A 26,481-nucleotide genomic window follows, 5' to 3' on the forward strand; every position below is an offset into this window, starting at 1 on the left:
GAACATACGATTACATCGTTGAAACGACGTCGTAAAGTATTCGGAAGGCACGAATCGAGATCGTGATCCGGGCTGGGGTGGTGAGCGGTTCCCGGCACCGACGCGCGGTATGCCAGGGTGACCCCTGCCGCACTGTTGGAAGCGCCTTCCCGACGGCAGTAGAGAGGTGATCTGGTGGGAGCCAGTCTCAAGGACGTTGCAGCCCTGGCCGGGGTCTCGGTCAAGACCGTGTCGAACGTGGTGAGCGGCTACACCTATGTCGCACCACCGACCCGCGAGAAGGTCGAGCGTGCCTTGGCGGAGCTGGACTACCGCCCGAACCTGTCCGCCCGCAACCTGCGCCAGGGCCGAACCGGCGTGATCGCCCTCGCGTTGCCGGAACTCGACGCGCCGTACTTCGCGGAGCTGACACGTTTCGTCATCGACGCGGCGACGGAACGGGGCTGGACCGTCATCATCGAGCAGACGGACGGCCGGCCGGAACGCGAACGCCAAGTCCTGGACGGGGTGCGTGAGCAGCGCATCGACGGTCTGATCTTCAGTCCCATCGCGGTGGGCCGTGACGAACTGACCGAGCGCAGTGACACCACCGCGCTCGTTCTGCTGGGCGAGCGCGTCGTCGACGGGCCCACCCACCACGTCGCCATCGACAACCAGTGTGCGGCGAGAGAGGTGACCGAGCATCTGGTGTCCCTGGGCCACACCCGTATCGCCGCCATCGGACGTCAGGTGAATCCGAGCGCGAACACGGCTCACCTGAGGCTCGCCGGCTACAAGGAGGCCCTGGCCTCGGCCGGTCTCCCCTACGACGAGGCGCTCGCTCCGCCGACCGACTCGTACCACCGGGCGGACGGCGCCCGATTGATGGCACGGCTCCTCACCCTGGAGGAGCTCCCGCAGGCGGTCTTCTGTTTCAACGACCTGCTGGCCCTCGGGGCTCAACGCACCGCGCTCGCCCAGGGCCTGCGAGTGCCGCAGGATGTGGCCATCGCGGGATTCGACGACATCGAGGACGGTCGTTACAGCACGCCGACGCTCACCACCGTCTCTCCCGACAAGGAGGAGATCGCCCGGGCGGCAGTGGAGATGCTCGAACAGCAGATCCATGGTTCGCGGTACAGGGGCGCGCGTGCCGATCTACGGGAGGTGACTGCCGGTCACAGGCTTCTGGTCCGGGAGAGCACTGCCGGCCGAGGAGCCGAAGAGGCGCCGGCGTGCACCTGAGAGTGGGCGCTTCGGGTCGTCGTCGGTAGCGACGGTTCGTCCGGGTACGGCCGCGGTCACCCGGCGCGCTGGGTCGTCTCCCCCGCCTGGGCGGGCACGGCGGCCAGGGGGACGGTACAGGAGGCACAACGTACGGCCTGGGCGGGAACGGGGCTGAGGCATTCGGGGCAGTCCCGCTTGGGTGCCTGGACGTCATGGTGTGGGGCGAGGCGTTCGTGCAGCTTGTTGATCGGCAGCACGACCAGGAAGTACAGGGCGGAGGCGAGGAGCAGGAAACTGATCGCCGCGTTGACGAAGGCGCCGTAGGGAAACTCGGTGGCGCCCACGGTGAAGGTCTTGCGGCTCATGTCGCCCGTGGCGCCGGTGGCCAGCCCGACCAGCGGAGTCAGGAAGGCACTCACGAAACCGTTGACCACGGCGGTGAACGCCGCGCCGATGACGATACCGACGGCCAGATCGACCACGTTGCCGCGCAAGATGAAGCTGCGGAAACCCTTCACCTACTCACTCCTCGAGACTCCTCGACGTCGGCGGACGGGCCCCCGGGATGCGGCCGGCCCGCTCCCTCCCCGGATGCCCTGCCGCGCCGCACCAATGCCTGCGCGCAGCGGACATCAGCACTCCGGTGGGCCGAAACCGGCGCGGGACGGCGCGGCGTGTCCACAGAGACCCGTATGTCGTGGGATCCCCCGCAGGCGCCATGGCCGTACCGCATCGCGGCGCCACGTCCGGCTGCACCACGGGACCCCCGACGGGTGGTGCGGGACCTCCTCAGGTACGGGGCCCGGAGGTTGCGCGGCGGCGTGGCCACCCTGGTGACCGGGTGGACGCTCATCGGGTGCAAGACGCTCGCGCCGCCTACGTGTTCTGGACGAGGTCGGCGTCACCTGAACGATGTCGTCGGCCCCGCCCGGCCACGGTCTCGGTCGGTCGTCCCGCGTCACCGACCTCTCGCCCGGTCAGCCGTACATCGCCACGCGGTACAGAGTCAGCAGCGCGTCGTCGATGGGATGGGGCTGCGGCTTGCCGGAGGAGTCGAGCCTGTTCCACCTCTGAAGGTTGACCGCGACGGACATCTGCCGCTTGCCGTCGGCACGGGTCATGGCCAGCGATCCACCGCCCCAGACCGTGCCGCCATGGCCCCAGAAAGTGCCCTGGCCGGGACCCTCCATCGGGTGCAGGCCGAGGCCGTAGTCGATGATCTTCCCCTCCTGGGAGACGACCGGGACGGTGCACTGCATCTGCGCCAGCGACGACGGACCGACGATCTTCCCGGCCAGCAGCATGGCGAAGAAGCGGTTGAGGTCCGTGACGGTCGATATCAGCGAGGCAGACGGCCCCACCCATGACATGTCGTAGACGCTGTAGTCGCGCGGCGGGTCGATCATGCCGAACCACGCCTCGTAGAGCCGCGAGTGCGGCCCGGTGACGTACGGCCCGTCGGGAAACCCGGTGTCCCGGAGCCCGGCGCGCTCGATGACGTTCCGGGTGATGTACCGCTCGGCCGTGGTGCCGGTCACCTGTTCCAGGAGTTGGCAGAGGAGCAGGTAGTTGGTGTTGGAGTACACCCCCGGAGTACCCCCCGGGGCGCCGACGGCAGGTGCGGTGACTCCCATCTCGATCAGTTCAGCGGGATCGAACCGCGTGAACCGGTGGTCGTCCAGACTCTGGGGTCCGGTGTCCGCGAGGACGGGGTACGCCCTGAGGGAGGGATAGGCATGAGGGAGGTACTCGGCGAGGCCGCTGGTGTGGTTGATCAACATCCGGACCGTGATCACCTCGCCGCGTTCTCCGGGAACCAGCTTCGGAAGGTATCGGCCGATCGGGGTGTCCAGACCGATCCGACCGCTTTCGGCCTGTTGCAGAACCGCGGCGGCGGTGAAGGTCTTGGTGATGCTGCCGACGCGGTGCCGCATGTCGGTGGTAACGGGCTGGCCGGTGACGACATCGGCGACCCCGGCGGCGCCGCGCCAGACCTGGTCGCCGTCTCGCACCTCGGCTAACACCCCCGGCACCCCTGCGCGGTGGACGTCTTCGACGGCGGCGTTCAGCGCCGCGCGATCCAGTGGGTCCTTCACGTCATACCTTCTTTCGTGTTCTCCGGGACGAGCTCCTCATCGGTCGCCTGCCCCGGACACCCGGGCGCGAGCGGCATGCCGACCCGCTCGACATGCTCATGCTCATGCCCGATCCATGTCCTCATTATGCACGCAGTGCGTGCAACGCCAAGTGCATAGGCTAGGCTGAGGTCCGGCGAGAGGGGCGAGATGGCAGGCCGAAGGCGTTGGTCAACCGAAGAGATCCTGGACGCGGCGGCGGAACTCCTGCGCACGAGCGACGCGGATTCGTTCAGTGTGCGCAAGCTGGCCGCGGCCCTCGGGACCGATTCCTCCAGCCTCTACCGGCACTTCCGCAGCAAGACCGAACTCCTGCGCGCGGTCGCCGACCGGATTCTCCTGGCCGCGGTGGACGGCTACCACCCCGAGGGTGACTGGAAGCAGCGCATCACGTCCCTGGCCCTGCGTGTGAGAGAGGCCTTCGGCGGGCAGCCCCAGCTCGCCGCGGTCTGGGGCCGCTACGCATCAAGCGGCACCGGCTCCCGGCTGGTCATGGAAGAAGTGCTACAGGCCCTGCGCGCATCAGGGCTGCCCGACGAGGAGATCCCGGCGCGCTACCACCGGATCGCGATCCTCACCGCCGCGTTGATCGCGTCCGAGGCCGGGGTCGGCACCGTCACGCGTGAAGAGTACGAACAGGGCATGGAGCTGTTCCGCGTGGCGGTTCTGGGTGCTGACCCAGAACGCTTCCCGGCCCTGGCCCACTTCGCGCGCGACGTCCGCCCTCTCGGGGCGGAACGCCGCGCCGCGTTCGAAGAGATCCTCGCCGCCCATCTCGCCCACATCGAGGCCGCGATCGGCCCCCGCCAGTAAGGCGGCAACGACACTGGTTGCGGGGCATTTCCGGGGCGGTGTCCGCGTCGCTTCCAGACCGTGCCCTCCGTGGTCACACGGGCGCGTCGGCCTGGAGGAGCACAGAGCCTTGGCGAGGCCGAGCTGGGCCAGGTGGATGCGGGGATGGAGTGCGTAGGCGGCCCGAGTGTCCGCGGTGTCCGACCGCGCGTTGCCTGAGCGCCGCCCGAAAGGGCGTCATGACCTCGGTTCTGTCGGACCTGGAGCCCAGCAGCGACGCCCGCACGAGAGCGGCGTCCACCCCCTGCGTCTGCCCGGCCGCCCTTTCCGGTCCGCCACCGCCGCACCGGTGAAACGCGGGCACTGCTGGATCGGGTGAACGGAGCCTGACGGGAGCGCTGAGCCGGTGGGCGCGCAGGCGAGATTCGCAGGGGGTGAGAGCCGGGCACAGCCGGCTCTGCACGCGTGACAGGGCAGGCGTGCAGGCAGGGGGCAGGGACACGGAAGCGCTTCGACTTTGTCCCCGCCTTGGAGAAAGTACTGAGATCATGCGCGAAAGGGGTTACGGGCTTCGACAAAGCTCGCTAACTTCCTTGTCATCAACCGGTCATGAGACTCCGACCGGTGATGACGGCGCGACGGCGCGCGCCTGTGCACCGCTTGGCAGTCCGGGGAGGACTGCCGTCATCCCACCCCACTTCGGGAGACCTCTGTGCGCAAGAAACCGCTCGGACACAGACGCATCCGTTGTCTGCTCACCGTCGTCACCTTCGGACTCGGCTGCCTGCTGCCCATGTCCCCGGCCGCCGCCCGCCCCACGGGTCCGGAAGCCCGGCCCGCGGCGGCCGCCGTCGAGTACCAGCAGGTCACGCTGGCCAAGGGCGTCGAGGAGACCGGCGAGCCGATGACGTTGACGGTGCTGCCCGACCGTTCGGTGCTGCACACTGCTCGGGACGGCACACTGCGGCTGACGAACGCCGCGGGAACCACCACCGTCGCGGGCAAGCTCGACGTGTACAGCCATGACGAGGAAGGTCTGCAAGGCGTCGCTGCCGACCCCGGCTTCGCCTCCAACCGGTACATCTACCTCTACTACGCCCCCAAGCTCAACACCCCGGCCGGTGATGCCCCTTCCGACGGCACCGCCTCCGACTTCGCCCCGTTCGACGGGGTCAACCGGCTGTCCCGGTTCGTGCTGAGGGCCGACGGCACCCTGGATACCGCCAGCGAGAAGAAGATCCTGGACGTGCCCGCCTCCCGCGGCCTGTGCTGCCATGTGGGTGGCGACATCGACTTCGACGCGGCGGGGAACCTGTACCTGTCCACCGGCGACGACACCAACCCGTTCGCCTCGGACAGCTACACCCCGATCGACGAGCGCTCCACCCGCAACCCCGCCTTCGACGCCCAGCGTTCGTCGGCCAACACCAACGACCTGCGCGGCAAGGTCCTGCGGATCAAGGTCAACGCCGACGGGTCGTACACGATCCCGAGCGGCAACCTCTTCGCACCCGGCACCGCCAGGACCCGTCCCGAGATCTACGCGATGGGCTTCCGCAACCCCTTCCGCATGAGCGTCGACAAGGCGACGGGCATCGTCCACCTCGGTGACTACGGCCCCGACGCCGGTGCCGCGAGCCCCACGCGAGGACCGGGCGGACAGGTGGAGTTCAACCGGATCACCAAGGCCGGTAACTTCGGCTGGCCCTACTGCACCGGCGACAACGACGCCTACATCGACTACAACTTCGCCACCGGCACCTCGGGCTCGACGTTCAACTGCGCCGCACCCACGAACACGTCGCCGAACAACACCGGCCTCACCAGCCTGCCTCCCGCGCAGCCCGCCTGGATCCCCTACGACGGCGGATCCGTTCCGGAGTTCGGCAACGGCTCGGAGTCCCCGATGGGCGGCCCCGTCTACCGCTACAACGCCGCCTCCACCTCCGAGGTGAAGTTCCCGCAGGAGTTCGACGGCGACTTCTTCGCCGGGGAGTTCGGACGCCGCTGGATCAAGCGCATCGAGTCCGGCACCGACGGCACCGTGCAGTCCATCAACTCCTTCCCCTGGAGCGGTACCCAGGTGATGGACATGGCCTTCGGCCCCGACGGCGCCCTGTACGTCCTGGACTACGGCACCGGCTACTTCAGCGGCGACGCCAACTCCGCGCTGTACCGCATCGAGCACGTCACCGACGGGCTCGCCCCGACGGCGCAGGCGAAGGCCGACGTCACCTCGGGCAAGGCGCCCCTGGCCGTCCTGTTCTCCTCGGCCGGCAGCACCGACCCGGACGGCGGCGCCCTCAGCTACTCCTGGACCTTCGGCGACGGCGCCACCTCCACCGCTGCCAACCCCTCCCACACCTACGCCACCGACGGCCAGTACACGGCCACACTGAAGGTCACGGACGCCACCGGGAAGTCCGCGACGGCCTCCGTGCAGATCACGGTGGGAAACACCGCCCCCACGGTGAGACTCGACCTGCCCACGGACGGGAGCATCCACGACTTCGGTGACGCCATCCCGTTCAAGGTGACGGTGACCGATCCGGAGGACGGCACGATCGACTGCACCAAGGTGAAGGTCACCTTCATCGTCGGCCACGACAGCCATGGCCACCCGCAGACCTCGACCACCGGATGCAGCGGCACGCTCCAGACCCTGGCGGACGGTGAACACGACCCCAACGCCAACATATTCGGCGTGATCGACGCCGAGTACACCGACAAGGGCGCCGCCGGTCAGCCCGCGCTGACCGCCCACGACCAGCACGTCGTCCAGCCCAGCCACCGGCAGGGTGAGCACTACGGCGACTCAGCCGGCGTCGACGTCATCAGCCACACCCCCGCGCACGGCGGAAAGACGGTCGGCAACATCGACAACAACGACTGGATCTCCTTCAAGCCGTACGCCCTCGGCAACGCCACCCGGTTCACCGCGCGGGTCTCCTCCGCGGGCGCGGGCGGCACCATCGAGGTCCGGGCCGGATCGACCACCGGCACCCTGCTCGGTACGGCGACCGTGCCGGTGACGGGCGGGTGGGAGACCTTCCAGGACGTGACGGCAGCCCTGAGCAACCAGCCCGGCGCCTCCACCTCCCTGTACCTCGTCTTCAAGGGCGGCAGCGGGGCGCTCTTCGACTTGGACGAGTTCTCCTTCACCACCTCAGGCGCCGGCAACCGCTCGGGGGAGGTGAGGGGCGTGAACGGCAAGTGCCTTGACGTGGACAACGCCCAGAGCGCCGACGGCACCAAGGTGCAGCTCTGGACGTGCAACGGCACCGCGGCACAGAAGTGGACGGTTGCCGGTGACGGCACGCTGCGAGCGCTGAACAAGTGCCTGGACGTGTCGGACGGGGGCAGTGCGGACGGTACGAAGGTGCAGCTCTGGACATGCAACGGAACCGGGGCGCAGAAGTGGGCGGCCACATCGGACGGCACCGTGCGCAATCCGCAGTCCGGCAAGTGCCTGGACGCCTCCGGCAGCACCTGGAACGACGGCACCGCCGTGCACCTGTGGACCTGCCACGCGAACGCCAACCAGAAATGGACCCTGCCGTAGGAGGGAGGAACCGACATGCGTATCCGTCTCAAGGCGGCCCTCGGCCTGTTCGCAGGCGCCGCGCTCTGCCTGACCCCGCAGGCCGCGGCAGTGCCCGGAACCGCGAGCCATCCCGTCACCCAGCCCGTCGGCGCGGAGGCACGCGCTGCCGCGGACCCGGCGTACAAGGTCCTCGTCTTCTCCAAGACGGCGGGCTTCCGTCACTCCTCGATCGACGACGGTATCGCCGCACTGCGCGGCCTGGGCGCCGACAACAACTTCACCGTGGACGCGACCGAGGACGCCCAGGCCTTCACCACCGGCAACCTCGGCCAGTACAAGAGCGTCGTATTCCTGTCGACGACGGGTGACGTGCTCAACGCCGCTCAGCAGACAGCCTTCGAGCAGTACATCCAGGGCGGCGGTGGATACGTCGGCATCCACGCCGCCGCCGACACCGAGTACGACTGGCCCTTCTACGAGGGACTGGCGGGCGCACTCTTCCATTCGCACCCGGCCATCCAGCCCGCCACCGTCAAGGTCGAGGACCGAGCACACGACGCCACCGCGCACCTGGGCAGCACCTGGCAGCGCACCGACGAGTGGTACAACTACCGCACCAATCCACGCACCACCGCCCACGTCCTGGCCTCGCTCGACGAGTCCAGCTACACGGGCGGGAACATGTCCGGTGACCACCCGATCGCCTGGTGCAAGGACTACCAGGGGGGCCGGGCCTTCTACACGGGGGGCGGCCACACCGACGAGTCGTACAGCGAACCCGCCTTCCGGCGCCATCTCCTGGGCGGCATCCGCTGGGCCGCCGGGATGACCGACGCCGACTGCCGTCCGGAGACCGGCTACACCCCCCTGTTCAGCGGCTCGTCCACCAGCGGCTGGAAACAGGCCGGTCCGGGGCAGTTCACCCTCGCGGACGGCACCCTGACCTCCGTCGGCGGCATGGGCCTGTTCTGGTACGACGCCCAGGAGTTCAGCGGGGACTACTCCCTCAAGCTGGACTGGAGGATGGCCGGTGACGACAACTCCGGTGTCTTCATCGGCTTCCCCGCCTCCGACGACCCGTGGACGGCGGTGGACAACGGCTACGAGATCCAGATCGACGCCACCGACGCCACCGACCGCACGACGGGATCCGTCTACGGTTTCAAGTCGGCCGACATCGCCGCACGGGACGCCGCGCTGAACCCTCCGGGAGAGTGGAACACGTACGAACTCCGCGTCACCGGGGAACGGTTGGAGATCTTCCTCAACGGCCGGAAGATCAACGACTTCACCAACACGGACCCCGTGCGCAGTCTGCGGCAGGGACACATCGGCATCCAGAACCACGGCGACGGTGACGACGTGTCCTTCCGCAACATCCGCATCAAGCGCGGCGGCGGACAGGATCCCGGCCCCCGCTCGGGTGAGGTGAGGGGGGTGAACGGCAAGTGCCTGGACGTGGACAACGCCCAGAGCGCCGACGGCACCAAGGTGCAGCTCTGGACGTGCAACGGCACCGCGGCACAGAAGTGGACGGTTGCCGGTGACGGCACGCTGCGAGCGCTGAACAAGTGCCTGGACGTGTCCGGCGGGGGCAGTGCGGACGGCACGAAGGTGCAGCTCTGGACATGCAACGGGACCGGGGCGCAGAAGTGGGCGGCCACATCGGACGGCACCGTGCGCAATCCGCAGTCCGGCAAGTGCCTGGACGCCTCCGGCAGCACCTGGAACGACGGCACCGCCGTGCACCTGTGGACCTGCCACGCGAACGCCAACCAGAAATGGACCCTGCCCTGACCGGTGGACCCGCGGGCGGACCGAAGTGAACAAGCGCGAACCGATGTGACGGCGCCCCGCTCACCGGCGTGAGCGGGGCGCCGTACAGGTGCGGACGGGTACACCGTCCGGTTCCCGGACCGTCCGATGACCGTGTTGCTGCTGTCGGGATCGACGCGCGTCGGCGGCATCAGTGCCGGGGGCACCGCAGCCGGCCTGCTCGCCGGTGCATGGGGCTCGCCACGTCACCGGCCCACACGGCGATCGTGTGCTTCCACCACCCACAGGTCGGCATCTTCCGCCTCGACCGTGGGGAACTCGCCGTCGAGGGCATCGACGGCGCGAGGTTCGTCGTCCGACACGCCGCGCCGCACACGGACAGCGGCTGAGGCTCGCTCTCCGCCTCCATCGCGGGCCTGAGTCGTGCGGGGTGTGCGCCGGCGGGCGGCACGGACTCATGGGTACGGCCGTTCCCGCGCGGTGGAGCGGCAAAGCCCCGCCGGGCCGACGGTGTCGCCGACCCGACGGGGCGCCCCCGTGCGGCGGATGGATCAGGAGGCCGGGACCTCGTCCACGAAGGCCGTCCCCGCGGTCCGGTACGCGGTGACCTTGGCGGTGACCTGGGCCGGGGTGAGGACCTGGTCCTTCACGTGCAGGACGTAGTCGACCTGCTGGTCATAGGCGCGGGGGGTGGTGGACGTCTGGCCCGCGAGGTCGATCAGCCACTGGTTGAAGTTGATCGACATCGGGCGCTCGGGCAGGTACTGGGCGTCGTGCGTGCCGAAGAGCTGCCCGTCGACGTAGTAGGTGATGGAGCTGTTGTCGATCGTCACCACCAGGTCGTGCCAGCCCGCGTAGCTCCGCCGGGCCTCGGAGTGCTGGTTGACGGCCTGCCAGGGGTCGGGGTTGTAGGTCTCCCAGGACGTCGTGTAGAGGATGTTCGACGGCTCGCCCCAGCCGCCGTTGGGCAGGTACTCGAAGTCGTACTCGGCGTAGTCGTCGGCCATCGGCGCCTTGAGGTCGTTGATGGTGAAGAACGTCTGCACCAGGCGGTCCCCGTCGGGGCCCGACTTCGGGGCGTCGGAGAACTTGACCCGGGCCGCGTAGGTCCCGTTCCTGAACTTCGTGGCCTGCGTGAGGATCTCGGTCTGCCGGGTGGACCCGGCGGTGCCCGCGGTGGAGGTCTCCAGGTTCATCACCGAATTGCCGCCGGAGCTGGAGAAGGTCACCTTCGAGGGGTCCCAGGTGGCGCCGGGCACGCCCGGGCCACCCGAATTCGAGCGGATGCTCCAGCCGTGCGCGGCGACCGCCGGGTCCGTGTGCGAGCTGTACGAGAAGTCGTCGAACAGCGTTTGTCCGCCACCGGGCGGGTCCGTGGGGTCGGTCGGGTCCGTGGGGTCGTTGCCCGCGGGGGCCGTGCCCCAGACCGTGGCACCGGACAGCTGCGCGGTGACCTTGTTCCAGTCGGCGTACGAGGTCTGGCTGCCGCTGAAGGAGTAGTCGTCGCTCTGCCGCAGCGTCTGCCAGCTGGACTGGTGGAAGCGCAGCTGCATGTCCCCGGTGTCGGTGCCCGGCGCGAGGGTGCCCGCCGCCGACGTGAAGCCGACCTCCAGGTAGCGGTCGGCCGTGGCGGTGGGGTGGGCGAGCGTGCCGAAGGTGCCGGTGATCCCGGCACAGCCGCGCACCGCCCAGGAGCAGGCGAACCGGTAGGCGGCCGACGCCGAGTCGGCCTTGAAGTAGTAGCGGACCTTGACCTGGCTGAGCTGGACGGTCGAGGAACCGGTGTTGCGCACCTTGAGCCACGGCTCGGACTGGTCTGCGGTCGCGCCGGTGGCGCTGGTGCGGTACTGGACGACGACGGAGCCGTCGGCGGCGGAGGCCTGAGTGGGCAGGGCAGTCAGGACGGCGCTGCCCAGCAGGGCCGACAGCGCCAGGGCGAGCCGGCCGCGGCCGAGGGTGGGGCGGGTTCTCATCGGGATTCCTTTCGGCAGGCTCCCGCGAGGGCGGGAGGGTGAGGGGCGTGCGATGGGGAGGGGAGGAGGCTGGCGGGGCGTGGACCGTGGGGGCTTGTGCGGTTCACGGCGGTCAGAGGACCCGAGGGGGTCGGTCAGGCTGGTGAGACCAGTGGGGCGTGTCGGCCGACAGGATCGGTGCGGCCGGTCGGGCCGGGGGTGTAGGGGCGGACGGGCGCCGTGGGGGTTCGGGCGGTACGGGTCCTGGGCCGGTACGGCTCAGGCGCTGCGCGGCCGATCCGTCCGGGAGGCGGAGCGGGCGCCGAGGCGGGTGGTGTGCGGGGCGTGGGGCACGCCGAGGACGTCCAGGCGTTCCTGGTGTCCGGTCAGGCGGCCGGTGAAGTCCTCCCAGCCGGACGCCCCGTCCCAGACCCGTTCGGCGAGCGCGCACAGCCGAGGGTAGGTGAGGTACTCGACGTGCTCCGACGAGCTGACGAACTCGGTCCACAACTGGCCCTGGGCGCCCAGGATGCGCGCGGCGGACGGGTCCTCGTCGGGCGGCTCGAGGTCGAGGCCGTACACCGTCCGCAGATCGACGACGAGTCCGGGCTGGCCGGGGGGTTCGAGCGGGCCGTGGCGCTGCGGGTAGTCGAAATAGGTGGCCTTGTGGTCGGCGTGCACCACTTCGTGGCCCCGCCGGGCGGCGGCCCAGGCGTGGGCCTGATCCCGCCAGCTCATCACCGCGCACTCGCGGGGCAGTGCCACCCCGTCCTCGGCCCAGGCCACCGGACGGCGGCCCGCCCGCACCAGGTGCTCGGTCATGCGCGTCAGGAACCAGCCGTGCAACGCGCGGGGCCCTGGCAGGCCCGCGCGGGCCGCGCGGGCGCGCGCCGTCGGGGAATGTTCCCACTCGGTGACGGGGCACTCGTCGCCGCCGAGGTGGACGTACGGCGAGGGGAAGATGTCCATCACCTCGTCCAGGACGGTGCGGAAGAAGTCCAGGACGTGGTCCTCGACGCCGAGCACGTTCTCGCAGACGCCCCACCGCGTCCACACGTCCAGGCGGCGGGCCGGGTCGGTGCCGAGTTCGGGGTGGGCGGCGAGGGCGGCCCGGACATGGCCTGGCATCCCGATCTCCGGCACTACGGTGATGCCGCGTTCGGCCGCGTACCGGATCAGGCGGGTCAGTTCGGCCCGCGTGTACCAGCCGCCGTGCGGGCGCCCGTCGAAGCGGTCGTCGCCCGCCGGTCCGATCTGGGACTCGGCCCGGCGTCCGCCGACCTCGGTCAGCCGGGGATAGGCCGCCACCGGCATCCGCCAGCCCTGGTCGTCCGTCAGGTGCAGATGGAGCACGTTCAGCTTGTGCAGCGCCATCAGGTCGATGTACCGCAGGAGGTAGGAGAGGGGCTGGAAGTGCCGGGCGACGTCGAGCATGCTGCCCCGCCACCGGTACCGGGGCACGTCCGTGATCTCCACGGCGGGCAGCTCCCACGCTGTGCCGCGCACCGGCCGTTCCGACAGCACCTCGTAAGGCAGGAGCTGACGTACCGTCTGCACGCCGTTGAGCAGCCCGGCCGGGCGGGCTGCTCGCAACAGGACGCCCTGCGCGCTGACGGTCAGGCCGTAGCCCTCCTCGCCCAGACCGGTCAGCGCACTGTCGAGGACGAGAAGGAACCTGCCGTCGGGGGTGGCCGGGAGGGGCAGACCGGTGGCGGGGGCGAGGAGGCCGCGCAGCAGGCGCGCCGCCGGTTCGGCCCCAGGGGCGACGCGCAGCGCGGTCCGCGCGTCGAGCCGGAAGCGGCCGGAGCGTACGACGAGTCTGCGGGGGCGGGGAACGAGGGCGAGTTCGGGGGGCGGCAGGTCCACGGGACGACTCCGTCGGTCGCAGGGGCTCGGTGGCGGGCAGGGACGTGCGGAGGTCAGCCCTTGACGCCTCCCGAGGCGAGCCCGGCGGTCACATGTCGTTGGAGCGCGAGGAAAATGATCAGCGCGGGCAGGGCGAACAGGGTGGAGGCGGCCATGGTGGCTCCCCAGTCGGTGCCGAACGTCGACTGGAACGAGGAGAGCCAGACCGGCAGTGTTCGGCTGTCCTGCTGCTTGATGATGAGGAAGTTGGCGTAGGTGAACTCGTTCCAGGCGGTGATGAAGCCGAACAGCGAGGTCGCCATCAGACCGGGCGCCAGCAGCGGCAGGGCCACCTTGCGGAAGGCGCCGGCCCGGGTGCAGCCGTCGACCTGCGCCGCCTCCTCCAGTTCGGGCGGGATGCCCGCGATGAAGCCGCGCAGCACGACCACCGTGAAGGGCAGGGTGATCATGAAGTAGATGAGGGTCAGTGTCGACAGCCTGTCCAGCATGTCGGTGTCGCGGGAGATGATGTAGACGGGGATGATCAGCGACTCCCAGGGCGCCATCTGCGCGATGAACACCGCGAGCACGAACTGTCGTCGCCCGCGCCATCGCATCCGGGCCACGGCGTAGGCCGCGCCGAGCGCCACCAGGAGGGCGAGCAGTACCGCGCTGAGGGTGACGAGGATGCTGTTGCGCCAGAACAGAGCGAAGCCGTCCGCGTCGACGGCGGTACGGAAGTGCTCCAGCGTCCAGCGCTCCGGGACCAGCCGGGGGTCGTAGGTCTGGATGTCCGGCGACGGCTTGAACGCGGTCGACACCATCCAGTACACGGGGAACAGGCAGATCGCCACGGTGAGGGCGGCGGCCAGGTGCAGAGGCAGCCGGCGCACCGTGTGGCGGGCCGGGCGCCGCCGGGGCGGACGCACGGTGGTGGGAGTGGGCGCGTGCGCGGCGGTCACAGGTGCTCGCCCTCCTGACGGAACAACTGGCGGAAGTAGAGGACGAGGACGCCGCTCATCAGCAGGAGCGTGATCATCGATGCGGCGGAGCCCAGGTCGTATCGCTGGCCGGAGAGCGCGGTCTGCACGGCGTAGACGGGAAGGATGGTGGTGGCGCCACCGGGGCCACCGCGGGTCATCACCCAGATCTGCACGAACGCCTTGAAGGTCCAGATGACTTCGAGGGAGAGGACCAGCATGAAGATCGGCCGAATCAGCGGGAACGTCACCGAGCGGAAGACCCGCGCGGGCCCGGCGCCGTCCATGCGCGCCGACTCGTACAGTTCGGCCGGGACGGTGACCAGGGCCGAGTAGAGGGTGATGGCGGCGAACGGGACCGACTGCCAGACGATCAGGACGACCACGATGGTGAACGCGGTACCGCCGTGGGCGAGCCACGGGTAGCTCTCGAAGGAGGAGAAGCCGAGGCCGGTCAGCGTCTCGTTGACGATCCCGAACTCGGAGTGGAACAGCCATTGGAAGACGGTGGTCGCGGCCACCACCGGCACCGCCCAGACGAGTACCAGCGAGCTGAGCACGATGGTCCGGACGATCCGGCCGAGTCGTTCCACCATGAGGGCGACCAGGGTGGACAGCACCGTGATGACGACGACGTTGACCACCATGAACAGGAAGGTGCGGCGCACCACCTCCCAGAACTCCGGGTCGGACAGCAGGGTGCGGTAGTTGCGCAGACCCACGAACTCAGCCTCGCCGACGATCAGTTGTCGCAGCCGGAAGTCCTGGAAGGAGATCACCACGGCCCGCACCAGCGGGTAGACCAGTAGGTACAGCATGCCCAGGACGGCCGGGGCGATCAGCAGGTACGGCCAGGGGCCGGCCCGGCCGGGTCGGCCGGAGTGCCGCCGGGGTGTCCGGCGGGAGGGATCCCTGACCACGCGCCGGGCCTGGCGGCCGGCGGAGCCCGGCAGGCTCCGCTCACGGACGGTCGACACGGCGCCTCCTGTTCTTCGGGGGTGTCGTCGGACAACAAGGGTGGAGCGGGGGCACGGCAACCCGGCCGGGACGCCGCGGTCAGCCGCTGTTGAGCGTGGAGGTGATCGTCGCGGAGGCCTCGGCCGCCGCCGACGCGGCGCTCTCGCCGGTGAGAACGGCCGTCATGTACTCCTTGATCGGATTCTTCGCCTCGACCGCCGCCCACTGGGGTGTGTTGGGCGTGGCGTGGCCCTGCGCCGCGCCGGCAGCCATCGCGGCGGTGCCGGGATCAGCGGCGACCGCGTCCGCGAGCGTCGTCTTGTTCGGTACGTAACTCATCGCCGGGGCCAGCTTCTTCTGCCAGGTGTCGCCGCTGAGTTCCCTGACGAAGGTGTACGCCTCGTCCTGGTGCTTGGCGGCGGCCGGGACGACCAGGTCGGAGCCGCCGGTGAAGACGCTGCCCGGGGTACCCGCGGTCCTGCCGGGGATCGGGAAGAAGCCGAGCTTCCCCCTCAGTTCGGGGTTCTTCTCCTCGACGACCCTGGCGCCGCCGGGGACGGCGATGACCTGTGCGATGTCCCCTTTGGCCATCACCTCGGCCTGCGGCGGCTGGGACTCGTCGGAGTCCTTGGGACCCTTCCCCAGGGCCTGGAGGCTCTGGTAGAAGTCCATCGCGCGCAGCGCCTCCGGGCTGTCGAGGCCGCCCTTCCACTTCCCGCCGGACTCCGTGGCGAGGTCGCCGCCCTCGTCCCAGACGAAGCCGGAGAAGACGTACCAGTTCTGGCCGGGCAGGTAGATACCCTGCGTGCCGCCCTTGTTGAGCTTCTCGGTGGCGGCGGTCCAGTCGTCCCGTGTCTTGATCTTCGACGCGTCCACGCCCGCCTTCTCGAACAGGTCGGTACGGTAGATGACCACCCGGTTGGCGGCGTAGTAGGGGATGCCGTACTGCTTGCCCTCGTAGGCGCCCGGCTGGGCGAGGCCCTTGAGCCAGTGGTCGCCGCCGAGTTCCTGGACCTTGTCCGAGAAGTCGGTCAGGCCGCCGCTCTGCGCGTACTGTGCGACCTGGGTGTTGCCCACCTCGATGACGTCCGGGGCGTCGTTGCTCGCCAGCGCCGCGGTGACCTTCTCCCCGATGCCGTCCCACTCCTGGATCTGGATCTTCAGGTCGATGCCGGGGTGGTCCTTCTCGAAGCCGGTCTCGAACTCCTGCTGGAACTCGGCCGAGACACTGTCACGCATGAGCCACACGTCCAGGGCGGTCCGGCGGCCGCCGGCGCTGTCCGACGCGTCGTCGTCGGAGGAGGAACAGCCGGTGGCCACGGCGCTCAGCACCAGAGCGCCGAGCAGGGTGAGCGAGCGGTACTTCACGGTTCACCTCTGGGAGACCTGGGAAGGGACATGCGTGCGGACCTGACCAGTAAGCAGACCAGCGGGCTTACCAGTTGGCGCCCGATGAAGGTGGCATAGACCAATGGGGCCGTCAACCCCTCGCGGAAAAAGCCGCGTTGGCGCCTCAGTGTGCTCGATCGGGGCCATCCGGCCGGATCCCACGAGGTCGACAGGTTTGACCAGCAGACCAGTTATGGTCGAAGGGCATACCAGTGTCGCGTTCCCGATGACGAGAAAGAGAATGAGTGCCGCATGGAGATCGATCCCGCCGCCTCGGGTGCGGTGCTTAAGCGTGAGCGTGTCCGCGACGCGATTCTCGAACTCGTCGAGGAGCGGCGGCCCGGCGACGCGATTCCCTCCGAACGCGTCCTGTGCGCCCGGCTCGGTGTCTCCCGGCCCACGGTGCGCGCGGCCGTCGACGAACTCGTGGTCGACGGGCTGCTGGTGCGCGAGCACGGACGGGGCACGTTCGTCGCGGCCGAGAAGATCACCCAGGAACTGGTCTCCGACCGGCAGTCGTTCAGCCTTCCGCAGGCGGCCGGCACCTGGAGCAGCCGGCTGCTGGAGATGAGCACTCATCCGGCCGGGGCGCGCGTCGGCCGCAAGCTGCGCATCTCCCCGGCGGCGAAGATTCACTACGTGGTCCGGCTCCGCCTGGTCGACGGCTCGCCCACGGCGATCGAGTACCTGCACGTCCCCGCGGATCTGGTGCCCGGCCTGACCAGTGAGGAACTGGAACAGGGCGACCTGTACGAGCACTTGCGCGCCCGGCACGCGGTCGACGTCAGTGAGGCCGTCCAGTCGATCGAGCCGACCGTGGTGACCCGTGTCGAGGCCGATCTGCTCGACGTGCCGGAACTGTCCCCCGCACTGCTCTTCGAACGGCTGACCACCGATGTGCGCGGCCGGGCCGTGGAGTACGTCCACTCCCTCTACCGGGGCGACCGCTACCGCATCGTCTCCCGCCTCAGCCTCGGCCCGCGCGACCAGGCACCGCCGTCCCCCGAGGGACATCATCCAGGTATCCCGCCGGGTGACTTCACCACCGGGGAACCGGTCACCTTCACCACGCGAGGAGTGGTGCAGGAGGGACACTGACCTCGGCGCGTCAGGGGTCCGCTACGAAGCCCAGGGAACCGCCGGGCCCAGCCCCGGACCATTCCCCCGGGGGAATCGTCCCCGGCCCGCCCCGGCCTTGCCGCGTCCGGTCCACCCCGGCTCGACCAGAACCATCGGCGCCCCTTCGACAATGAGCCGGCAGCCGAATCCACGAGAGAGCAGGGGCCGATGGCGGACATCAACATGGCTCACACCGGCGTGCCCGCGCACGTGGTCGTCTCGGGGGCGTCGTCGGTCCAGGCATGGCGGTCACGGCCACCGGCCTGCCGGCACGCAGGCTCCGTTGACACCCTCCGCCCCACATGCTTGCATCCCGCCATGCCGTTGCCGGAGACCGAGCCTCTGACTCGCCGCCGCGCCGTGGACCTCGTCCGCGTGGCCGCCGCCCTGTGTCACCCCACCGGCTGACCGCACGCTCCCCGACGCTTCCGTCGACCACCGTGGCACGCAACCCGGTCGTGCAGACGCAGGCCGCCCCGGCTGAAGCCCACCCCGTCCCACAGCGACCCTGTCGTGCTCCTTCGCCCACCATGACGAGGAACCGCCATGCCTTCTCCCACCCCCGCCGGCCACCACGACGAAACCGACTACGACCGCCGAAGGCTGCGCCAGTGGCTCGACGGCGAGGCCAGGGCCGACGGGGTCACCCGCCGCCGACTGCTCACCCTGCTCGCCGCCGGGACCACGCTCGGCATCCCGCATCCGGCCCGCGCCGCCGACGCCGAGGCCCACGCCGACGCCGCCGCCACCACGCCGATCATCAAGCCGCTGCCGTCCGAATGGTTCATCCAGCGCGGCACCAACGCCGAGACCCGCTGGGAAGCACTGCACAGAACCGGCCACCACACACCCAACGACCTGTTCTTCGTCCGCAACCACACCGCCACCCCCCTCCTGTCAGCCGACGATTGGCGGCTGCGGCTGTGGGGCAGCGGACTGCGCGGCACCCCCGGCGAGGCCAAGCCGGTGGAATTCGGCTACGACGACCTGCGAGCCCTGCCGGCCGTCACCCGTACCGCCTTCGTCGAGTGCGCCGGAAACGGCCGCTCCTACTACACCACCCAGCAGGGCGAGACAGTCGCCGGCACCGCATGGACCCTGGGAGCGATCGGCGTCGCACGCTGGCGGGGCGTACGCCTGGCCGACGTACTGCGCAGGGCCGGACTGTCCTCGTACGCCGTGGACGTGCAACCGCGCGGTCTGGACGCCGAGTACACCAGCGGCGGCGAGAACCTCGGCCGGGTCCGCCGTCCGCTTCCCCTGGCCAAAGCCCTGGACGACGTTCTCCTCGCCTACGAGATGAACGGCGAACAGCTTCCGCACGACCACGGATACCCGGTGCGGGTACTCGTCCCCTCCTGGGTGGGCATCGCATCGATCAAATGGGTCGGCGACATCGAGGTGTCCGCACAACCGCTCTTCTCCCCCTGGAACACCACCTTCTACCGCATGTTCGGCCCCTCCCACCCCGAAGGCGGCAGCACACCGCTCACCCGTCAGACCACGAAGAGCGCCTTCGAACTGGCAAGCGGAGCCACGTTCACCGCCGGACGCGCACACGTGGTGCACGGTCGGTCGTGGTCGGGCGCGGGCGCCGTCACCCGAGTCGACGTCAGTACCGACGGCGGAGCGAATTGGCGCCCCGCCCGCCTGCACGACCGGCCCCGCGCCGGCAGCTGGACCCGCTGGTCCCTCACCTGGCGCCCCCACACACCCGGCACCACCCACCTCCTGGCCCGCGCCACGGACGCGGCCGGCCGGACACAGCCGGAGACGGCGGTACCCAACACCCACGGCTACCTGTTCGACGCCGTGGTACGGCATCCGGTGAACGTGGTGTGACGGACAGCTCTCCGGCCGGGCCGCGACGGCCGCCGCCGGGCCGTGTCCCCGTGCCTCACCGACGGTGCCGCGGAGCCGGACACGATCTGCGGTGAGGGTGACGGTGACGGTGCCGTCGAAGGCTCTGTCTTCGGTCCTCACCGGGCCCTACGACTGTTCGGCCTCGGCGGAGCGGTCCGGTCCGAGCACGGCGAGCAGCCGCAGCTTCTCGTGGCTCTCGGTCCGCGGCGGAGCGGTCAGCACGAGGAGGGTCCGGGACTGGTCATCGGTGAACAGCGCCTGGCAGTGGCCGGCCCCGTCCTGCGGCCGGTCACCGCAGTCAGGCACATACGAACCGGTGCCTCGCGAGCGGCAGAAGGCCGGCGACTGATCGCTCGGTGCCCCACCACCGGCCCGCGGCCCAGCCGAACGCCTGGGGCTCGGTCGCTGGATCCGGGGCGGGGATGCCGGGGCTGCGGACGAGGTGAGCCGGAGACCTTCGGGCACGTCCTCACGCTTGACGATCATAGGGAGCATCAGCAGCGGGCCTTGCCACCTGGCCGAGCGCGGCGGTGGTCTCAGCGCCAGTCGTCGATCACATAGGCGTCGGGGTGGCTGTATCCGGGTTCGTTGGGCCTGTGCATGGTCACGCCCTGCAACCAGGTGCGGAAACCACGGTCGATCATGCGCCCGTAGGCATTCGAGCGGCCCAGGTTCATTCCGGCGTCGAGTTGCCCCAGGCCGCGATCGGCGGCCAGCCGCTCGCACGCGTCGAGCAGCCGCTCGAACCGGTCGGCGGCGTCCGGACCAGGACGTACGGCGCCGAATTTGACGAAGCACACGTCCGCCCCAGCCTCCGACCCGGCTCCGCAGTGGCAGACGGCCAGGCCATCGAGCTCGGAGCCCGCGCCATGGAGCAGGATGGTGTCACCGAGTCCCTGCGCGTGCGCGGCCACGATCTCGCGTTCCAGGCTCAGTCCCTCGTACACGGCTCCTGTCAGTGCGCGACAGAGACTCAGCGCGTCAGGCCGCTCGGCAGCGGACAGTTCGCCATAGAGCACTCTGCCGGCAACTGCGGCACCGTCTGTGACCTGCTTCTTCATGATGGCTGTGAGGAATCGGGGCCAGAAACCGTACCGGCGGTAGAGCTCGAGATGCTTGGGACTGTGCGCGAAGGTGAACAGGCCGAGGTGGCGGTTCCCCCAGACGTCGAAGCAGTCGATGACCGGCTCCATCAGACGCCTGCCGATGCCCTGGTCCCACAGGTCCGGACGTACGGTCAGCGGTCCGAAGAACCCGACGCTGCCCCAGCTGGTGGCGAAGTTCGATCCCACTACTTCGCCCTCGACCGTCGCCGCGAATGCCGCCCGCGGATCGGCCGCCCAGCGCGTACGGACGTAGTCGACGGTTCCGAAAGGATCAGGGGCCCCCAGGAAGGTCCCGAAGGCGAGGCTGCATATCTCATCGGCCCGGTCCAGGTCCGCCTCACCCAGCGGGCGGACTGACACCGGGACCGCGCCACTCCTGCGCTCCGCTGCCGGTGGGATCATCACTCTGTACCTCCGTCGCCCCCTTCCATCGCACCACGGAGGCGCGCCACAGGCGAGGCGAGCGGTTCGACGACGCCCCGAGGGCGTGGGACCTGAGGACCGAGGACCAAGCCGGTCTACCTTGTCTTGCCGCGGGAGCGAAGGAAGTAGCGGGCGCCGGCATCACCATGCCCGCCTGGATCGTCTTCTCTCGTTCCAAATGGTTTAGCCATTGACCATCACAGCGGATGCACGGGGTTGTGCTGGTGGGACTCGCCGCGGCCTCCCGGCTGGGTTGACCGCGCTGTGTGGTCGACCCGTTCCAGGTCTGGGCGCTGGAAAAGGGCCACCAGAGGGTGCCGGCTCGCCCTCGCTCGACCGGCGACGGGAGCTCTCGGTCCTGCTGACCGGCGGCAGCCGCAACGAAGAGCCCCAACTCCTGCCACTGCTGGACGCTGCCGTAAGGGGTGAGCCGACCCTCGGCGGCCACGCTCAACTCGTGGGGCTGCACCGCCTGATCGACCTCGCTCGCGCGGGGCACAACCATTGCTCGGCGACATGAGTCTTCGTCAGCGATCACTTGCTGATCGCACTGACGAGGAGACCATCATCACCGCCATACGTAAGACCCTGACCGCCACCGCAGTTGTCGGCGCCGTCCTGGCGGGTTCGGCCGCCTGCGGCACGGTGGAGCAGCTCTCCGCCGGGAAGAAGCTCGACCAGGCCTTCCAGAAGCTCGCCGAGGAGAAGACGATCTCCTTCGAGCTCGACCTCGACACCGACGCCCGGAGCCTGAAGGCGCTGGACGCCTCGTCGGATCCGGAACCGGGCGAGGAGATGCCCGACGAGGCCGCCCACCTGGTCAGTGACGCGAAGGTCCGCGTCACCGTGCAGTCGAAGAAGCCGATCGAGGAGTCCGGGGAGAAGGACTACGTCGGCATGGCGCTGAAGATCAGCAACAAGGACGGTGACCTCACCGAGTACCGCGTCGTCGGCGACTACACCTACATCCGCTCCGACGTGAACGTCCTCGGCAAGGCGATGGGCTTCCCCGTACCGTCGGTGAAGGATTTGCCCCCGGAGGCGAGCGGACTCAAGAAGGTACTTGAGGGCGAGTGGGTGAAGATCAACACCAAGGAGATGGAGAAGACCACCGCCGAGCTGGGAGCGGAGTCCGGTGCGAAGCCCGCGCCGGATCCCACCCTCGACGCGAAGACGCAGAAGCACCTGCTGGAGGCGCTGCGCAAGACCATCGCCCGCGAAGTCGAATTCAAGACGGCCAGCGACAAGGACGGTTCCGAGCACATCACCGCCACTGCTCCGTTCCGTACGCTGATCACTCAGTTTCTCGGCGAGATCCGTCCGCTCGCGAAGAACTTGCCGCCGGGCGTGGAACTGCCCACGGACAAGGACCTCAAGGACGCTCCCGACACCGAGGTCACGGCTGACTTCACCCTCGAGAACGGCGAGTTGACCGAGGTCTCCGTCGATCTCGCCAAGCTGGCCGAGAACGCCAAGGTGAAGAAGCTGGACCTGGTGGTGCGGATGACCGAGGGCCAGACGCCCACGGCCCCGGCCGGCGCCACGGAGCTGAGCCTCGAGGACATCCTGGGCGGGTTCGGCGCCGCGATGATGAACCAGGAGGGCTTCCTCGAGGGCGCGGCATAGGCACGCCACACTTCGCGCGAGCACGTCGGTACGGCCACCGCAACGCCCTGCAAGATCATCGGGCCGAAGTGATCGCCTTCTACTGACTCGAAGGCGAACCGGGCAAGCCCCGCGGCATGCCGGACGACCTACAGACCGGATCTGAGAGCCGACCTGCCTGAGTGACTCCCGAAGACACCGACACACGACTCCCGAAGAACGGGCACAGCCAATGTCGTGTCGACATGAGTTCGGGAGCCACCCGGGCCGCACCCGCGTGATCGAAGTCAGTGAGAAGTGAGACGTCACTCAGTGACCTCTTTCCAGCTTTCTGACCGTGTGGAGGGCATCCCCCGACCCGGTACCTGACGTAGCGGCACCAGCCGAGCCGACGGATCACACGCCTGATGGTCACCAGGGCCGCTCCGCGGCGCTCACCACCGATCCCGCGGCCGACACGGGAGCCGGCGAAAAGGGATCGGGTGTCCCGCCCGGCACCGACGCGGTCTTTCGACCATGACGTCGGTGTCGATAAGGTCAGGCGGCGGACCGTGCGGGCAGGCCGGATGTGTCTGCACACCTCTGAAGACTGGTGTCCATGCGTTGGCGTCCAGGCGAGCCCGAGGCCGCCGGCCGGCGGGTGGTGACCGTGCTCGACGCCGTCCGGCAGCCGCGCGACGCGTCACCCGACGTCACCGGGCGTCCGCGGGTGATCGGGATCGACGGCCGGGGCGGCGCCGGCAAGACGACCCTCGCCCAGCGGCTACGCAGGGTGGTGCCCAACTCCGCCATCGTGCACACCGACGACATCGCCTGGCATCACGCCTGCTTCGACTGGGGCGCCGTGCTCGTCGAGGACATCCTGCAACCCCTGTACCGGGGCGAGGCCGTGGACTTCCGCCCTGACGCCAGGATCACCCACGACCGGCCCGGATCGGTCACCATCCCCGCCGGTACCGAGTTCATCTGGGTCGAGGGAACCGGCATCATCCGCGAGGCGTTCTCCCCGTGGTCGGACGCTTCGGCGTGGCTTCAGGGTGACCTCGATGAGCAGGAGCGCATGCTGGTCGTCCGCGATGGTGACTCCCCCGAGCAACGGGAGCATGTGGCGAGCTGGCTGCTGGAGGAACTGCCGTTCATGTTGCGAGAACAGCCGTGGGCCCGAGCCCCCATGATCGTCGCCAGCCATCCGCAGATCGACCACGACCCGGAAACCGAGCTGGTCGTCGCCCCGCCGGTCTGACGGTGTGTCAGGCGCCTATGGTCCCGTCGACTCCTTCACGCAGGAAGTCCGCGTGCCCGTTGTGACGGCCGTACTCCAGGAGCACGTGCACCATCACCATCCGCAGCGACACGTCCTCGCCCCATCTTGGCTGATGCCCAGCCAGGTCCAGCGACCCGGCCTCCCGCTCGATGCGGCGCGAGTTCTCGACCTCCGCCTCCCAGGCCGCGAAGGCCTCCGCCCTGGTCGATGCGCTCGCGACGTACGCCGCCTGGAAGTCGATCTCATCGGACCAGACCATCGGCGCATCGTTGTCCTCGAACACCCGGCGGAACCAGGCACGCTCTACTTCCGCCATGTGCCGCACCAGCCCGAGCAGCGACAGCGTCGACGGCGGCATCGACTGCTGTCGCAGCTCCTCGTCAGTGAGCCCGTCGCACTTCATGGCGAGGGTCGCCCGGTGGTAGTCGAGGAAGGCCCGCAGCATGTCGCGCTCGCTGCCGAACGTGGGCGGACCTATGCGATTGTCTGTGCTCACCACTCGTGCTCCTCATCCATGCCCTGTGTCCAGGACCAGAATCCATCCCCCGATCATCCCAGATGAGGGTCGCACCGAACATGGCTGTCGGCTCACAGCCGCAGTCGTGGGGCCCGGCGCGGTGGCGGATGTTCCGCAGCACGGGCGGCCTGAAGATCGCACGACCGGTCGCCATCGGGACGCCGCGTGGACACAGGGGGAACCGAAGACGGGCCGGATCCTCGAGGACGCGACGGGAGGCCTCCTCCGGAAGACGGTCGGGTCAGCACGCATGCATCACTGATGCCATATCGCCCGTCGACCCCTGCCGCGAACCCATCACGATCACTCCCAGCCCATTATATCGAACAGTAAATCGAACACGCGGGAGCGCGGGCATGGATCACGGCATAGAATCAAAAATATGTTCGATGACCTGCCGCACGACGTGGACCGTCTTCAGACCCTGCGGGTGTGGCATGCCATGTGGCTGGTGCGTATCGACGCGAAGATCGCCGCAGTGCAGCAGCGGCAGACGGAGGCCGAGCACGGCCGACGCAACCGTCCGCATCCCCCGGAGTGGGTGGTCGAACTCGGCATCGGCACCGGCCGCCCGCCCCTCCAGGTCCACTCCGGCGACTGCTACATGGCAGGCAAACGGCGCCGACCGGTCGACCGCGACGAAGCCCGTCGCCTCCTTGCCGACGGCCTGATGGCCTGTAGCCATTGCCGACCCGACACACAGCTGGACATCATCGACTTATCCGACGGCAGCACCCCATACCGATCCTTACGCCGCCCGAAGGACACCGTCGATGCCCAGCACTCCCCCACCCCCGGTCTCAGAGCCCGACCCGTCCGCGCTTGTGTGTCTGGGCAGTCAGGTCGGCCCGTGCACCACCTGTCAGCGCAAGACCCACAAGTACGGCCGCGGCGGCAGCCCGCTCTGCCAGTGGTGCATGGCTCCCGTCATGCAGGCATGGGGCACCACAGTCCGGCACACGAACACCCGCCCGTAGGTCACACGAGGGGCGGGCGTCGGCGGGGAGGCGGCGTGGTCAGTCCAGGGGCGGGCGCGACGATCTTCTTCTGCTGCCCCGCGCACCCCCGCAGCAGCCCCAGCCGCTCACAGCCCGACCACGCTCGGCTCGCCGGCGACCGCCGGCCCTGCCGCGGATTGCACCCGTCCGGGTCAGCCGTGATGGCGGCGGGGCCGGAGTCCGGCGAGGGTGGGCAGTGCTCGACGTTCCTGTCGGGCTGCCTCCGGTCCGCTTTGTGAAGGAGCACCGTCATGTCCGAACGCAACACCCTCATCCGCAGCCTGCACGATGTGGGTCTGGCCGCCTGGTTCGGCGGCTCGTTGATGGGCGCGATCGGTCTCAACGGCGCGGCCAGCGACGAAGGCGGAACTGAGGCGACCAGGGATCGCATCTCTTCATCGGGATGGGCGAAGTGGGCGCCGGTCAACGCCGCCGCCATCGGCGCGCATCTCTTCGGCGGCGGCGGGCTGCTCGCCGTGAACGCCCACCGCGTCGCCAACCAGCAGGGAGTGGCCGCGTCCACCACGGCAAAGGCCGTCGTCACCGCCGCGGCCCTGGCCGCCACCGCCTACACCCGTGTCCTGGGCAAGAAGGTCGACCTGGCCTCCTCCCCCGATCCGCAGGACGCCGAGAAGGCGCGGAAGCATCCCATCGACCGTGATACGGCACGGCGACAGCTGGCCTACGCGCAGTGGGCGGTGCCGGCACTGACCGGGTGCCTGGTGATGCTCAACGCCCTGCACGGCGAGCAGCAGCGTCCCACCGAACAGATTCCTGGCATGTGGGAGCGGGCCCGCTCGGCGACCCATTTCATGCCGTAGCGCCCGCTCTCGGGCACCGGGCGCGCGGACCGTCCGTCGAGCCGGCCGAGCGGCCGGCCGAGGCGCGTGACAGGACGAGTCGGCCGTGACCGTCCGTGGAAGACCGTGCACACGGAGCTGGGGCACGTTCCGCGGCTCGCGCACGAGGTGCTGTGCGACATGTTCCCGGCGGCTGTGGGCCGTCGTGAC

21 protein-coding genes are annotated in these 26,481 nt (G+C 69.4%); 11 read left to right on the forward strand and 10 right to left on the reverse strand.

Annotated elements, in window-relative coordinates; translation table 11 throughout:
- Positions 1-174: 174 nt before the first annotated feature.
- Positions 175-1,224, forward strand: coding sequence for a LacI family DNA-binding transcriptional regulator (locus ACZ5Y0_RS27330; protein WP_469131334.1), 1,050 nt, complete (start codon positions 175-177; stop codon positions 1,222-1,224).
- A gap of 56 nt (positions 1,225-1,280) precedes the next feature.
- Here ACZ5Y0_RS27330 and mscL read toward each other — a convergent pair whose 3' ends face one another.
- Complete coding sequence (gene mscL / locus ACZ5Y0_RS27335) at positions 1,281-1,724, reverse strand: large conductance mechanosensitive channel protein MscL (RefSeq protein ID WP_469131335.1); 444 nt, start codon at positions 1,722-1,724, stop codon at positions 1,281-1,283.
- A 459-nt stretch (positions 1,725-2,183) separates the two neighbouring features.
- A complete protein-coding gene (locus tag ACZ5Y0_RS27340; protein WP_469131336.1) occupies positions 2,184-3,302 on the reverse strand; it encodes a serine hydrolase domain-containing protein in 1,119 nt (372 codons plus the stop codon).
- A gap of 189 nt (positions 3,303-3,491) precedes the next feature.
- On the opposite strand from ACZ5Y0_RS27340, the gene ACZ5Y0_RS27345 reads away from it, so the two are divergent.
- From ACZ5Y0_RS27345 to ACZ5Y0_RS27360, 4 genes are all read left to right on the forward strand, one after another.
- A complete protein-coding gene (locus ACZ5Y0_RS27345) occupies positions 3,492-4,154 on the forward strand; it encodes a TetR/AcrR family transcriptional regulator (RefSeq protein ID WP_469131337.1) in 663 nt (220 codons plus the stop codon).
- Between the two features lie 772 nt (positions 4,155-4,926).
- On the forward strand, positions 4,927-7,695 hold the full coding sequence (locus ACZ5Y0_RS27350) for a PQQ-dependent sugar dehydrogenase (protein ID WP_469131413.1): 2,769 nt from the start codon (positions 4,927-4,929) through the stop codon (positions 7,693-7,695).
- A gap of 15 nt (positions 7,696-7,710) precedes the next feature.
- Positions 7,711-9,474, forward strand: a complete 1,764-nt coding sequence (locus tag ACZ5Y0_RS27355; RefSeq protein WP_469131338.1) for a ThuA domain-containing protein — start codon at positions 7,711-7,713, stop codon at positions 9,472-9,474.
- 209 nt (positions 9,475-9,683) lie between these two features.
- Positions 9,684-9,842, forward strand: coding sequence for a hypothetical protein (locus ACZ5Y0_RS27360; RefSeq protein WP_469131339.1), 159 nt, complete (start codon positions 9,684-9,686; stop codon positions 9,840-9,842).
- 162 nt (positions 9,843-10,004) lie between these two features.
- Here the strand turns inward: ACZ5Y0_RS27360 and ACZ5Y0_RS27365 are convergent, their stop codons facing one another.
- From ACZ5Y0_RS27365 to ACZ5Y0_RS27385, 5 genes are all read right to left on the reverse strand, one after another.
- Positions 10,005-11,426 carry a cellulose binding domain-containing protein gene (locus ACZ5Y0_RS27365; RefSeq protein WP_469131340.1) on the reverse strand — a complete coding sequence of 474 codons (1,422 nt, stop codon included), beginning with the start codon at positions 11,424-11,426 and terminating at the stop codon, positions 10,005-10,007.
- 258 nt (positions 11,427-11,684) lie between these two features.
- Entirely contained in the window at positions 11,685-13,271 is a 1,587-nt protein-coding gene (locus tag ACZ5Y0_RS27370; RefSeq protein ID WP_469131341.1) for a beta-N-acetylhexosaminidase, read from the reverse strand.
- 53 nt (positions 13,272-13,324) lie between these two features.
- Positions 13,325-14,212 (reverse strand): carbohydrate ABC transporter permease, encoded by an 888-nt coding sequence (locus ACZ5Y0_RS27375; protein WP_469131342.1) that lies wholly within the window; start codon positions 14,210-14,212, stop codon positions 13,325-13,327.
- Positions 14,209-15,207 (reverse strand): carbohydrate ABC transporter permease, encoded by a 999-nt coding sequence (locus ACZ5Y0_RS27380; protein ID WP_469131343.1) that lies wholly within the window; start codon positions 15,205-15,207, stop codon positions 14,209-14,211. The genes ACZ5Y0_RS27375 and ACZ5Y0_RS27380 overlap by 4 nt, the downstream gene beginning before the upstream one ends.
- Before the next feature lie 79 nt (positions 15,208-15,286).
- A complete protein-coding gene (locus tag ACZ5Y0_RS27385) occupies positions 15,287-16,555 on the reverse strand; it encodes an extracellular solute-binding protein (protein WP_469131344.1) in 1,269 nt (422 codons plus the stop codon).
- A gap of 273 nt (positions 16,556-16,828) precedes the next feature.
- Between ACZ5Y0_RS27385 and ACZ5Y0_RS27390 the strand changes: the two genes are divergently transcribed.
- Positions 16,829-17,674, forward strand: a complete 846-nt coding sequence (locus ACZ5Y0_RS27390; RefSeq protein ID WP_469131345.1) for a GntR family transcriptional regulator — start codon at positions 16,829-16,831, stop codon at positions 17,672-17,674.
- Between the two features lie 567 nt (positions 17,675-18,241).
- Positions 18,242-19,537: a sulfite oxidase gene (locus ACZ5Y0_RS27395; RefSeq protein ID WP_469131346.1), complete on the forward strand. Its 1,296-nt coding sequence runs from the start codon at positions 18,242-18,244 to the stop codon at positions 19,535-19,537.
- A gap of 147 nt (positions 19,538-19,684) precedes the next feature.
- Here ACZ5Y0_RS27395 and ACZ5Y0_RS27400 read toward each other — a convergent pair whose 3' ends face one another.
- Both ACZ5Y0_RS27400 and ACZ5Y0_RS27405 read right to left on the reverse strand, forming a co-directional pair.
- The gene (locus ACZ5Y0_RS27400; protein ID WP_469131347.1) at positions 19,685-19,864 is read right to left on the reverse strand and encodes a hypothetical protein; all 180 of its coding nucleotides are present in this window, start codon (positions 19,862-19,864) and stop codon (positions 19,685-19,687) included.
- A 230-nt stretch (positions 19,865-20,094) separates the two neighbouring features.
- A complete protein-coding gene (locus ACZ5Y0_RS27405; RefSeq protein ID WP_469131348.1) occupies positions 20,095-21,066 on the reverse strand; it encodes a GNAT family N-acetyltransferase in 972 nt (323 codons plus the stop codon).
- A gap of 537 nt (positions 21,067-21,603) precedes the next feature.
- On the opposite strand from ACZ5Y0_RS27405, the gene ACZ5Y0_RS27410 reads away from it, so the two are divergent.
- Both ACZ5Y0_RS27410 and ACZ5Y0_RS27415 read left to right on the forward strand, forming a co-directional pair.
- Entirely contained in the window at positions 21,604-22,713 is a 1,110-nt protein-coding gene (locus ACZ5Y0_RS27410; RefSeq protein WP_469131349.1) for a hypothetical protein, read from the forward strand.
- Positions 22,714-23,290: 577 nt separating this feature from the next.
- A complete protein-coding gene (locus ACZ5Y0_RS27415; protein ID WP_469131350.1) occupies positions 23,291-23,935 on the forward strand; it encodes a hypothetical protein in 645 nt (214 codons plus the stop codon).
- 7 nt (positions 23,936-23,942) lie between these two features.
- Here ACZ5Y0_RS27415 and ACZ5Y0_RS27420 read toward each other — a convergent pair whose 3' ends face one another.
- Positions 23,943-24,401 carry a DinB family protein gene (locus ACZ5Y0_RS27420; protein ID WP_469131414.1) on the reverse strand — a complete coding sequence of 153 codons (459 nt, stop codon included), beginning with the start codon at positions 24,399-24,401 and terminating at the stop codon, positions 23,943-23,945.
- Between the two features lie 514 nt (positions 24,402-24,915).
- Here ACZ5Y0_RS27420 and ACZ5Y0_RS27425 point away from each other — a divergent pair.
- On the forward strand, positions 24,916-25,710 hold the full coding sequence (locus ACZ5Y0_RS27425; protein ID WP_469131415.1) for a DUF6233 domain-containing protein: 795 nt from the start codon (positions 24,916-24,918) through the stop codon (positions 25,708-25,710).
- A gap of 12 nt (positions 25,711-25,722) precedes the next feature.
- Entirely contained in the window at positions 25,723-26,292 is a 570-nt protein-coding gene (locus tag ACZ5Y0_RS27430) for a hypothetical protein (protein ID WP_469131351.1), read from the forward strand.
- Positions 26,293-26,481: the final 189 nt, after the last annotated feature.

It is taken from the genome of Streptomyces sp. NPDC033216, assembly GCF_055577115.1.